The 11,575-nt window shown below is 44.3% G+C and carries 11 protein-coding genes and 4 pseudogenes; 11 read left to right on the top strand and 4 right to left on the bottom strand.

The window, feature by feature from the left end; all coding sequences use genetic code 11:
* Positions 1-304: pseudogene (locus tag P378_RS02670) on the top strand (Rpn family recombination-promoting nuclease/putative transposase); the annotation flags it as partial.
* 392 nt (positions 305-696) lie between these two features.
* A pseudogene (locus P378_RS02665) lies at positions 697-1,618 on the top strand (Rpn family recombination-promoting nuclease/putative transposase).
* Between the two features lie 293 nt (positions 1,619-1,911).
* Here P378_RS02665 and P378_RS02660 read toward each other — a convergent pair.
* Together P378_RS02660 and P378_RS02655 are read right to left on the bottom strand one after the other, a co-directional pair.
* Positions 1,912-2,448: a retropepsin-like aspartic protease gene (locus P378_RS02660; RefSeq protein WP_099082178.1), complete on the bottom strand. Its 537-nt coding sequence runs from the start codon at positions 2,446-2,448 to the stop codon at positions 1,912-1,914.
* On the bottom strand, positions 2,429-2,692 hold the full coding sequence (locus tag P378_RS02655) for a hypothetical protein (protein ID WP_099082177.1): 264 nt from the start codon (positions 2,690-2,692) through the stop codon (positions 2,429-2,431). The genes P378_RS02660 and P378_RS02655 overlap by 20 nt, the downstream gene beginning before the upstream one ends.
* Positions 2,693-3,049: 357 nt before the next feature.
* Here P378_RS02655 and P378_RS02650 point away from each other — a divergent pair, with 357 nt between their 5' ends.
* The 8 genes and pseudogenes from P378_RS02650 to P378_RS02615 all read left to right on the top strand — a co-directional run bounded on the left by P378_RS02650 (position 3,050) and on the right by P378_RS02615 (position 9,575).
* Positions 3,050-3,607, top strand: coding sequence for a helix-turn-helix domain-containing protein (locus P378_RS02650; protein WP_207653981.1), 558 nt, complete (start codon positions 3,050-3,052; stop codon positions 3,605-3,607).
* A 345-nt stretch (positions 3,608-3,952) separates the two neighbouring features.
* On the top strand, positions 3,953-4,183 hold the full coding sequence (locus P378_RS02645; RefSeq protein WP_099082176.1) for a hypothetical protein: 231 nt from the start codon (positions 3,953-3,955) through the stop codon (positions 4,181-4,183).
* Between the two features lie 766 nt (positions 4,184-4,949).
* Positions 4,950-5,234 (top strand): YegP family protein, encoded by a 285-nt coding sequence (locus P378_RS02640; RefSeq protein ID WP_099082175.1) that lies wholly within the window; start codon positions 4,950-4,952, stop codon positions 5,232-5,234.
* Positions 5,235-5,701: 467 nt separating this feature from the next.
* Positions 5,702-6,745 (top strand): Rpn family recombination-promoting nuclease/putative transposase, encoded by a 1,044-nt coding sequence (locus P378_RS02635; protein ID WP_099082174.1) that lies wholly within the window; start codon positions 5,702-5,704, stop codon positions 6,743-6,745.
* Between the two features lie 375 nt (positions 6,746-7,120).
* Positions 7,121-7,704 (top strand): annotated as a pseudogene (locus P378_RS23945) (PD-(D/E)XK nuclease family transposase).
* 131 nt (positions 7,705-7,835) lie between these two features.
* Positions 7,836-8,762: an RpnC/YadD family protein gene (locus P378_RS02625; protein WP_099082173.1), complete on the top strand. Its 927-nt coding sequence runs from the start codon at positions 7,836-7,838 to the stop codon at positions 8,760-8,762.
* A 229-nt stretch (positions 8,763-8,991) separates the two neighbouring features.
* Complete coding sequence (locus tag P378_RS02620; protein WP_099082172.1) at positions 8,992-9,237, top strand: toxin-antitoxin system protein; 246 nt, start codon at positions 8,992-8,994, stop codon at positions 9,235-9,237.
* The gene (locus P378_RS02615) at positions 9,237-9,575 is read left to right on the top strand and encodes a type II toxin-antitoxin system PemK/MazF family toxin (protein ID WP_099082171.1); all 339 of its coding nucleotides are present in this window, start codon (positions 9,237-9,239) and stop codon (positions 9,573-9,575) included. Before P378_RS02620 ends, P378_RS02615 begins: the two co-directional genes overlap by 1 nt.
* Positions 9,576-9,997: 422 nt before the next feature.
* Here the strand turns inward: P378_RS02615 and P378_RS02610 are convergent, their stop codons facing one another.
* On the bottom strand, positions 9,998-10,381 hold the full coding sequence (locus P378_RS02610) for a retropepsin-like aspartic protease (RefSeq protein WP_099082170.1): 384 nt from the start codon (positions 10,379-10,381) through the stop codon (positions 9,998-10,000).
* Positions 10,381-10,626, bottom strand: coding sequence for a hypothetical protein (locus P378_RS02605; protein WP_099082169.1), 246 nt, complete (start codon positions 10,624-10,626; stop codon positions 10,381-10,383). Before P378_RS02605 ends, P378_RS02610 begins: the two co-directional genes overlap by 1 nt.
* Positions 10,627-11,019: 393 nt before the next feature.
* Between P378_RS02605 and P378_RS02600 the strand changes: the two are divergent.
* Positions 11,020-11,310 (top strand): annotated as a pseudogene (locus P378_RS02600) (IS110 family transposase); the annotation flags it as partial.
* Positions 11,311-11,575 lie beyond the last annotated feature (265 nt).

Here is an 11,575-nt window from a genome sequence, read left to right as displayed (position 1 = left end):
GTTCCGGCAGGTGACGGTGTGGCTGAAGAACGTCATCAAGCGCAAATTGCCGGGACCCCTGCAAGAAGAGGTAGAACGCGTGCTGGAGGAAAACGATCCCCGGGAGGTGGAGAAGATGATCACCAACATTGAACGGACGTTAGATGAGATGCAAAGGGCGGCTAGGATCGAAGGCAAAGATGAAGGCAAAGTGGAAGTTGCAAAAGCAGCGTTGAGAAAAGGCTTTTCCGTAGAAGACGTGGCTGAGATAACCGGACTGTCCTGGGAGACCGTCTTGGGGCTGAAGAATGAAATGGAAAACTGATGCTGACCAGCGAAGGGAGCCGGGGCATCCCTAACAAGCAATCCCGGCAATAGCAAAACACGGTGCCAGACTCGGGTCTGATCGGACGAATTTCCGGTCAGGCCCTTTTTCGCATTTCAAAAGAGACCCTGCCAGTATTGAATGGTGCCAGGCACCAAACTTATTAACTTATTGTGATCGAGTCAGAAAAGGGCCTCCGGAGAGAACCTCCGGGGGTCTTTCCTTTTCCGCCGAAGGGGTCGAAATTCAAGTCGGGGACGGTTCTTGACTTGAATTTGTTTAACTCTTGCCGGGGCTTTGTGCATTCCTGTATCAGGTAGGATATTAAGGAATAATTGAGAATCTGGTATAATGTTGGCAGGAGAAACAAAGGGAAAGGGGGGTAAAAAATATTGGAGTTTAAGCCCATCAACAGGACAAACGACTACGCCTTTAAAAGGATACTGGGATCGGAAGAGGGCAAAGAGGCGCTCATCAGTTTCCTTAACGCAGTTTTAAAGCCACCGCCGGGCCAGGAACTGCATGATGTAGAATTACTGGACCGGGAGCTGGACCCCARGTACCTGCTGGACAAAGCGGCCCGGCTGGACATACTGGCCAGGACAGCCGCAGGAGCGCTGGTAAATGTGGAAGTCCAGATAGCGAATAAATATAATATCGACAAGCGCACCCTGTTCTACTGGGCATGGCTCTACCACGGGCAGTTAAGCAGCGGGCAAGATTTCATCCACCTCAGGAAAACCATCACCATAAACATCCTGGGCTTTGATTGGTTCAAAGGCAAGACAAAGTACCAACACACCTTCCGCATCAGGGAAGACGAGACCGGTGAGTTACTGAACGATGAACTGGAAATTCATTTTTGGAGCTGGAGAAGTTCATCCGGCTGCAGCGCAGGCCGAAAGATGCGCTGGAAGAGTGGCTTTTGTACTTCAATAACATTGTTGGAGAAGAAATGGAGGAGATCGCCATGGGAAACCCCGGCATTCGCAAGGCCATGACCATTGAGCAGATATTCTTCAAGAACCAGCAAGAGCGTCGTCTATATGAGCTGCGGGAAAAGGCTGCCAGGGACGAAATCTCCATGGTGGCAGGAGCCTGGCCGAGGGAGAGGCTAAAGGTAAGGTTGCAATGGCTCAGGAGGCTATCTGCAAATTCTTGGACACCAGGTTCCCTGAAGATTCCGCTGGTTTACAGAGAGATATCCAGAAAATTAATGACATAGTCATCCTTGATAAAATCATCAACAAAATCTATGCAGTTAACAGTATGGAAGAAGCGGCAGCTATTGTCAGGGAGGCAACCCAAAAGTAACAGTGCCAAGCACTAAACTTATTACAATATAAAAAAATTTAGGAAATCCCTGGCAGAAAACCGCTGCCAGGGATTTCCAAAAAGTGCCTGGCACTTCACTAAACTAAAGTGACGGTACTTTTTCTTTTCCGGGTCATCCTTTTRGGTCTGGTGGTTTCAATGAAAGGCTACCYAGGCGGTGCCAGGTACCGTCTCGCATGAAAGTTGTATACGAGCACAAAAAGTTACCGGCGGACGGAACCAGGCACCGCCCCCGGTAAATYGGGAAAATTGCACCAAAAAACACTTGCATTTTACKAAATTAAAGTGCAMGTTCTTTTCTTTTTTGGGGGAATGGAACCTCCGGGGGCTCCCTYGTTCTCCTGGCCTCGCGCCGGTGCCCCGGSAGGCCGACTCCCGTTGGTGACATTCTTATAGGAGAAAACCTGATATTTCATAAAGCACCACCTAAATTCTTCGTACAATAATAAATTTTTCATGTCTATKATAACTCCTGCTTTCATTAGTAAATCTAAACCAAGTAGCCCATTAATTTTCCCGTCCATGTCAATAACACCGAAATCAATATAACATTCCTCTACAGTAAAGGTATTAAACTTAATTTTATCAACCATTTTTACAAAGGCAAATTGTTTCCCACCGACACCGTAGCTGGTCACCAGCATGTCATCATCCTCAATGGTAATGCCAATACTTTCAACGGCATCTGGRGATATGATGGTATGTGAGGCACCCGTGTCAAGAACGATATTTTCTATCAGGATATCTTTACCYCTATGGCAAATCCGAAGCGTTGTAAATAATAACCCGTCACGGTAATGGAGTTTCATTACAATACTCTCCTAAACCCAGGTATTGTCGAATCTCAATCTCAATTTTTGTATTCTTGGTATGATATACYAGGGTGTCACCTTTACTTTTCATCAATTCATGGGTAGCTTCCTTTGGATCAGTTATTCCTCGAATTATAGCAACATCATCAATAATTTCTTTGTTATCTACTRTGTATGAATTTAATATTTTAACGAGAACGTATTGATTTGGGTAGATTTTCCTAACTTCTTCCCATCTCATATATTTCACCAACCTTATCATTTTAAAAAATTATACTATATTTTGCTTAAAATATCTATTCTGCCCGCGAAAACCCAAAAGGGGACAGTCCCTCAGCAAGTTAATAACTTAACGAACTAAAGTATACTCCTTCGTTTATAAATAAGTACTATTATCGGAACCTTTGTCAAGAGGTTTCTCTGCTATCTGGAAAAGAATGCTAAAAGTGTATCTAAAAAAGAGGAAAATTGTTATTAATGCAAGAATTATTAGTCAATTGAGAAAATAGAGTATAAACGCTAGAATAAAAGTGAGCCACTTAAGATGAAAAAACTGTAAAATCAGATAATTAAATCTGATGATGCAGGAGGCAAAGGAGTGGCTATTGAAGTGGAGATTTACGAGAAAATCCGTTATCTACATGAGCACGAAGGTCTTTCCCAGCGAAAGATAGCAACAATTCTTGGCGTGTCAAGAAACACTGTTAAGCGGTATTTCGATGGCTCAAACGTTCCCTGGGAGAGGCAAGGTACTAGTGGTCGCAACAAATATGTTGTAACCGATGATGTACTAGAATTTATTAAATCCTGTCTTGCCTCAGATGATACGGAAAATATTAAAAAGCAGAAGCACACGGCAAAGAGGATCTACGACAGATTAATTGATGAGAAAGGTTTCTCCGGTGGTCAATCAACAATTCGAGAGATAGTGGCTGAGCTCAAAGCCAAGCAGGGAAAAGTCTTCATCCCCCTTTCCTTTGACCCAGGCGAAGCGATACAGGTGGATTGGGGAGAAGCCACTGTATACCTTGCGGGAAAGAAGATAAAGGTTAATCTATGGTGTATGCGGGAATGTTACAGTGCAGATATGCTCGAGGAAATCCCTGGCAGAAAAACGCTGCCAGGGATTTCCAAAAAGTGCCTGGCACTTCACTAAACTAAAGTGACGGTACTTTTTCTTTTCCGGGTCATCCTTTTGGGTCTGGTGGTTTCAATGAAAGGCTGCCCAGGCGGTGCCAGGTACCGTCTCGCATGAAAGTTGTATACGAGCACAAAAAGTTACCGCCGGACGGAACCAGGCACCGCCCCCGGTAAATCGGGAAAATTGCACAAAAACACTTGCATTTTACCACCAGCCACAGGGACGGTTCGGGATTTCCTAAAACTGTCATCAAGTTAAGTAGCCATGGTCGCGCAAAGTGACCATGACTTTTCTTGTTCTAAAGTTTTGCACATTTTATAACATCTAGGGAAAAAAGAAAGAAGGTATATTTGGTACAAAATGATTAGAATTTATGCTGATTATATAACTAGCGAAAAATGTGGAGCTGGCGGTTGCTTTCAAGTGATATCTGTCATACAAGAAGATGCTTATGGAAATGAGAAAGAGTTGATTGATAGAATCGATCAAGGAATTCATTATCGAACCCCTGAGCAAGTAGTAAAGGACTTAGGGTTGAATCCAAGCGAAGTAGATTACGAGCTAATTGCAGTCACTCCTGAAAGATCTTAATCGAGGTCGATCCTGGCAGCCCTACAAGGGGCTTCCAGTCCCTCCCAAAAGGGGACACTCCCCCATCACATTAAAGCGTTAAGGTGTTGTTTGTAAGATGGGGGGCAGTCTCCCATAACATTATAGTCTAAGTCAATAAAATAAAGTAGGTTGTGTTTTGAATAAAGTAACATAACTATTTTGGGATACATAAGGATGGGCTTGCGGCTGATGTGTAATAAGATCACAGAGGTGACCTGAGATTAAAATAAATAGAATTGGTAAAAACCTTGTTTTAAGTGCTGACAAGTCTGGTGGAGATGGCCAAATTGAATATTCTTTATGGGTTGATGAATGCGGAAACTTGTATGTTAAATTTGAGGATAATAAGACGGAATCAAAAACAACCAACCCTGGCACTTTTTCAAAACTACTGTTTCCTGTGCAAATGTATTTAGATTGTTTATTAAAAAATAATAAAAGAAATTATGATTTGGGAGGTTTGATAGGTTACGATTTAATTAAAAATACGTGGGATGTAAGCCACAACAGAAACGATATTGGTTTTCTAAAGGCTGTTTTGAAATCATTAATTTAAATCATCAAAATCGAGGTTGCTCCTGAATCAAGGGGACGGTTCTCTTGAGTCAAAAAGTGCCTGGTACTTCACTAAACTAAAGTGAAGGTACTTTTTTCCGGGTTGTCTTTTTGGGTCTGGTGGTTTCAATGAAAGGCTACCCAAAGTATTGGTATCTATTATATCCAGATTAATGCGAGGTGTTAAAAAGTGTTACTTTCTGAAGATTATAAAAAACCAAAATTCGAAATATTCAAAGATTCTAAAGGGCAGTTTAGGTTTAGATTGATTGCAAAAAATGGTGAAATTATAGCTCAGAGTGAAGGATACGATACTAAACAGGGATGCGAAAATGGGATTCAGTCTGTAAAAGAAAACGCACCTATTGCTGTTATTGTTGATTTAACTAACGGAAGAATCAAGGGGACGGTTCTCGTGAGTCAAAAAGTGCCTGGCACTTCACTAAACAAGAGAAGCCTTACCCTAAAAGGGTAAGGCCTTTCTCTTTCTATAGAGTCTGTAGTTTTTTAACCTTTTGGTAACGGGTATGCTGTAAAAAGCCGGTCAATAAGTTTATTCCACTCATTTTTATTTCTTAGCACCCCCTTTTAAGCAACAAATTAATTATACACCAACCCTGGGAGTGGAATAAACGCCAGTTTATTCCATATGTTTATTCTATTAGCAGCCATAGTCGTACCAAGCGGCTATGCTGCTAATATATTCTGGGGGTATAGTCGTTAACAGAAATTCCAACTTTCTTAAATAAAGGTTAGTGTTTTTTTTCGCCTGGTGCCAATCCGGGGGCTGACTGCATAGGAGCACAAGGGGACGGTTCTATTGTGCCGAATGAAGATGCCCCAGCCGGTCACGAACCGGCGGGGGCATTTTTTTCGCTAGCTCCGCACCGTGTCAATTTCCCGCCCGATATGGTATAATACAGCCACAGGAGGATTGATCCCGTGCCCGATAGACTGCTCTACCACCACACCCACGATAAGGGATACAGAGAACTTCTCTCCAGCAAGCGGGCCTTTCTGGATCTGCTCAAGACCTTTGTCCGGGAGGACTGGACGAAAGACATAGACGAAGACAGCCTGGTGCGGGTGGAAAAATCATATATTCTGCAGGATTTCAGCGAGAAAGAAGCAGATATTATCTACCGCCTGAAGACGAAAGGCGGCGACGTTATATTCTACGTCCTGCTGGAACTGCAGTCCACCGTGGACCACACCATGCCCTTCCGCTTGCTGCAATACATGCTGGAAATATGGCGGGATGTCTACAACAATACCCCGGAGAAAGAGCGGAGGCGCAAGGGCTTCCGGCTGCCGGCCATCGTCCCCGCCGTCATCTACAACGGCGAGAGAGGCTGGACGGCCWGCAGGAGCTTCAGGGAGTACCAGTCGGGGCACGAGCGGTTCCCCGGTCGCCTGCTGGACTTCTCCTACATCCTCTTCGACGTAGTACGCTACAGCGAGGAAGAGCTGCACCGGGCGGCCAACGTGGTGTCCAGCGTGTTCTACCTGGATCAGAYCGTGGAYCCCCTGGAGCTGGCGCCCCGGCTCAGGAAGCTCGCCGGCGTGCTGGAGGGCATGACCCCAGAGCAGTTCCGGCAGGTGACGGTGTGGCTGAAGAACGTCATCAAGCGCAAATTGCCGGGACCCCTGCAAGAAGAGGTAGAACGCGTGCTGGAGGAAAACGATCCCCGGGAGGTGGAGAAGATGATCACCAACATTGAACGGACGTTAGATGAGATGCAAAGAGCGGCTAGGATCGAAGGCAAAATTGAAGGCAAAGCTGAAGGCAAAATTGAAGGCAAAATTGAAGGCAAAATTGAAGGCAAAGTGGAAGGTAAAGTGGAAGTTGCAAAGGCAGCGTTGAGAAAAGGCTTTTCCGTAGAAGACGTGGCTGAGATAACCGGACTGTCCTGGGAGACCGTCTTGGGGCTGAAGAATGAAATGGAAACTGATGCTGACCAGCGAAGGGAGCCGGGGCATCCCTAACAAGCAATCCCTGCCAGGCACCTAACTTATTATAGCCTCCCGGTAGGCCATCCCGCAGGAGTACGGCCTGTGCACTCTGGAAACGGAGAGTGAGTGATTGCCCGTTGCCCCAGCAGTAGAGACAAAAACCGAAACAAACGCCGCCGTAAGAATATATTATAATATTGCATATACCCAGGAAGCCTCGGAAGAAAATAATCTCTTGCCGGGGCTTTGTGCATGATCTGAACTGCATCTTCGGAGTATTAATTCCGGCAGAAGTACGCTGTTCTCCGGTTACTGTGGCATCCACTGCGTCAAAGCAGGATATTAAGTAGTAATTAAGAATCTGGTATAATGTTGGCAAGAGAAACAAAGGGAAAGGGGTGAGAACAATTGGAGTTTAAGCCCATCAACAGAATAAATGACTATGCCTTCAAGAGGATACTCGGATCGGAAGAAGGCAAAGAGGCACTCATCAGTTTTCTTAACGCAGTTTTAAAGCCACCGCCGGGCCAGGAACTGCATGATGTAGAATTACTGGACCGGGAGATTGACCCCAAATACCTCCTGGACAAAGCGGCTCGGCTGGACATACTGGCCAGGACAGTCGCAGGAGCACTGGTAAATGTGGAATGGAGGAGATCGCTATGGGAAACCCCGGCATTCGCAAGGCCATGACCATTGAGCAGATATTCTTCAAGAACCAGCAAGAGCGCCGGCTGTATGAGCTGCGGGAAAAAGCCGCCAGAGACGAAATCTCTATGGTTAGCGGAGCTAAAGCTGAGGGCAAAGCAAAGATGGCCCAAGAGGCCATCTGCAAATACCTGGAAGCCAGGTTTCCTAAGACGTCCATCGACTTGCAAGCTGAGGTCCAGAGAATTAATGACTTAGTAATCCTGGATAAAATCATTAACAAAATCTACACTGTTAACAGCCTGGATGAAGCGGCAGCTATCGTCAGGGAGGCGAACAAATAAGCAAGAAAATGTCAGATAACCAAAAGCCATGGAAGGAGAAGAGGTGATCCCTGGCACTTCACTAAACAATAACATCTCTGGAACTCAAAGGAATGTGGTACAATACAGATATAAAGGTGGGAAACCATCCAATGCTCAGCATAGACATCCCCATGAAGCGGCTTTTTCAGCGGCGGCCGGCAGACTGGGTAAAATTTGTGGAACCACAATGCCGGGAAGAATGGATACGGCCGTACCAAACAGAATACACCCCTAAACAGCAATCCCGCCTGGATCATGTGCTGGAAGTAGAAGACCCGGCACGCGGCAGTTACCTGATAAACTTTGAACCCATGGGCTACTACGACGTAACACTGCCAGCCCGGATGCTGAGATACCGCAGCGATATTTGGGAAGCGAGCCTGAAGAACGGCCAGGGAACCCCGCCGATCAGACAGGTGGTCATATTCTTTTACCCGGAAAATGACAACAAACTGCACCGGTTAAGCGACCGGTGGGGTGAATCCACCATGCTGGACTACCAATACCGGGTCATAAGAATCTGGGAAGAATCCCGCCAGACAGTGATAGAGAACGAATTGGCAGGGCTCTACCCCCTGCTGCCCCTCATGAAAGGGCAAAAACCAAAAGAACAACCCGAACAAGTGCTGCAGGAAAGTATAGCAACCATACAAAAACTGCCGGACCAATCACTGCAGCAGGACTTACTGGCCGCCATGGCCATCATAGCGGGACGAAAAGGAAGCAAATACACCTCTGAACTAATACAATCCATGATAAGGAGGGAAATGATCATGGAATCACCGATTTATCAAGAATGGGTAAAGCAAGAACGAGAAGAAGCTATGGCCAAAGGCAAGGCCGAAGGCAAGGCTGATGTTATCTGCAAAATACTATACAGAAAACTTGGTATTGAATCCTTTGAACTGCAGCAAATGGTCAAAACCATCACCAGCGAACCCATACTGGACTGGGTATTTGAACAAATAATTGACGTTACGGATAAAGAAACCGCCAAAAACACCATTCAAAAGGCCCTGGCCCAAACCAAACAATAGGGAGTGGGTGTGCCAGGCATCAAACTTGCTAACTTACTGAAGAAGGTTCCCGACAAGGCCAGGACCTCCGAGGGGACCTTCTTTTTGTCTGACTGTGTCATTGAATAGTTGGCTGAAAAAAAGTGGCAAATAATAATGTGGAGAAAATAGCGTGGGAGTAATGTTGACAATTATGTATACAATATTGTATTATTGTTGGTAGCATATTATTTATAGGGGCGTGAAATAAATGCCTACGGTCCGGATTAATCCGTCATCCTTACAGGTTCTTAAACAAATCGCAAAGCAAGCGGAAGAACCTATGCAGACGATTCTTGAAAAAGCTATCGAAATGTATCGAAGACAGTGGTTTTTAAAAAAAGCAAATGAGGCTTATGCAGCTTTAAAAGAAAACACCCAAGCGTGGGGAGAAGAAATAGCTGAACGCAGCGTGTGGGATTCCACCTTAAATGACGGCTTAGGGAGAGATTGGTAATGCACCCGTCCCGTGGCGATGTCTGGACTGTTGACTTAAACCCTACCCGTGGGCACGAGCAGGCGGGTAAAAGGCCCGCCCTTATCGTTTCTGTAGACATATTCAACAGCGGCCCGGCTGACCTGGTTGTTGTTCTTCCGATAACCACCAAAGATAAAGGCATACCTTTCCATGTCGAAATATTGCCGCCGGAAGGCGGATTAAAAGAGAGAAGTTTCATTAAGTGCGAGGATATTCGGTCAATTTCCAAAGAGAGACTTATATTAAAAATAGGTGCGATTTCCCCAGGCACTATAACTGTAGTAGAAGATAGAATACGAATATTGTTAAATCTGTAAAGCCTTTTAGAAGATTCGGAAGGCTTTCAACCTGAATCAAGGGGACGGTTCTCTTGAGTCAAAAGGTGCCTGGCACTTCACTAAACTAAAGTGAAGGTGCTTTTTTTCGAGTCATCCTTTTGGGTCTGGTGGTTTCAATGAAAGGTTACCCAGGCGGTGCCAGGTACCGTCTCGCATGAAAGTTGTATACGAGCACAAAAAGTTACCGCCGGACGGAACCAGGCACCGCCCCCGGTAAATCGGGAAATTGCACAAAAACACTTGCATTTTACTAAATTAAWGTGCAAGTTCTTTTCTTTTTTGGGGGAATGGAACCTCCGGGGGCTCCCTTGTTCTCCTAGCCTCGCGCCGGTGCCCCGGCAGGCCGACTCCCGTTGGTGACATTCTTATAGGAGAAAACCTGATATTTYATAAAGCACCACCTAAATTCCTTCGTACAATAATAAATTTTTCATGTCTATTATAACTCCTGCTTTCATTAGTAAATCTAAACCAAGTAGCCCATTAATTTTCCCGTCCATGTCAATAACACCGAAATCAATATAACATTCCTCTACAGTAAAGGTATTAAACTTAATTTTATCAACCATTTTTACAAAGGCAAATTGTTTCCCACCGACACCGTAGCTGGTCACCAGCATGTCATCATCCTCAATGGTAATGCCAATACTTTCAACGGCATCTGGRGATATGATGGTATGTGAGGCACCCGTGTCAAGAACGATATTTTCTATCAGGATATCTTTACCYCTATGGCAAATCCGAAGCGTTGTAAATAATAACCCGTCACGGTAATGGAGTTTCATTACAATACTCTCCTAAACCCAGGGTATTGTCGAATCTCAATCTCAATTTTTGTATTCTTGGTATGATATACYAGGGTGTCACCTTTACTTTTCATCAATTCATGGGTAGCTTCCTTTGGATCAGTTATTCCTCGAATTATAGCAACATCATCAATAATTTCTTTGTTATCTACTGTGTATGAATTTAATATTTTAACGAGAACGTATTGATTTGGGTAGATTTTCCTAACTTCTTCCCATCTCATATATTTCACCAACCTTATCATTTTAAAAAATTATACCATATTTTGCTTAAAATATCTATTCTGCTAGGGAGAGAAGTGCCAGGCACTTAACTTATTAACCTTCATGATTTCAGATCACAAACCGTCCATGAAAATTGGGCGGTTTCTTTACTTATTAGTACGAGATAGTTTGATCATTTTCAGAATTACCATATTAAGCTAAACTATTAGCAAAGGCAGAGAAAGGTTGAAATAATTTTGGTGGATATTACCCCGTTTATTAACCTAACCTGGCAGCCTTTGAGCACAAACCGTTGTCGCATCTCCAGTTGGAGATAGCACGAATACTAATTTTTGTTTTTCTCGGGTTGCCAAGCCTGCCCAAAATACGGTAATGCTGAGGTGAATACAGTTTTGGATGCTATCTTGGAATGTTGTTGTGGCTTAGATGTTCATCGAGACACAGTTGTAGCTTGTTTAATCAAAGGCCCGAATGATCTAAAACCAGAGGTCACAATTAAAACTTTTTCAGCACTTCCATATGGTTTAGATCAATTGAAACAATGGCTCCAACAAGAGAACTGCCGCCATGTTGCGATGGAAAGTACCGGTGTTTATTGGGAACCAGTATATAACACCCTCGAAGATGCTTTTGATGGCACAATCGTAATTATAGTGTGTAATGCTAAGCACATGGAGACGGTTCTTGTGGCTGGTATAGGCTGGCAAATAGACCATAAATATAGTAACATAGGTGCTAGAGGTGCTAGGAGACTGTTGAAAAACTCCAAACAATAATAACCAAAAATAGATATTTTTAGCATAACAGGAAGGAAAATAGAGATATTTGTAGAAATAAATACCTATCATCAGATAGGGAGTGCTAATTTAATATGTTAAAGCAAAAAGGACGTCAATTATCTATAACCGACATTGATGTATTAGAGCAATGGAGTAACAGACCCCTTGT

It is taken from the genome of Desulforamulus profundi, from assembly GCF_002607855.1.
This window is presented reverse-complemented; position numbering and strand designations above follow the sequence as displayed.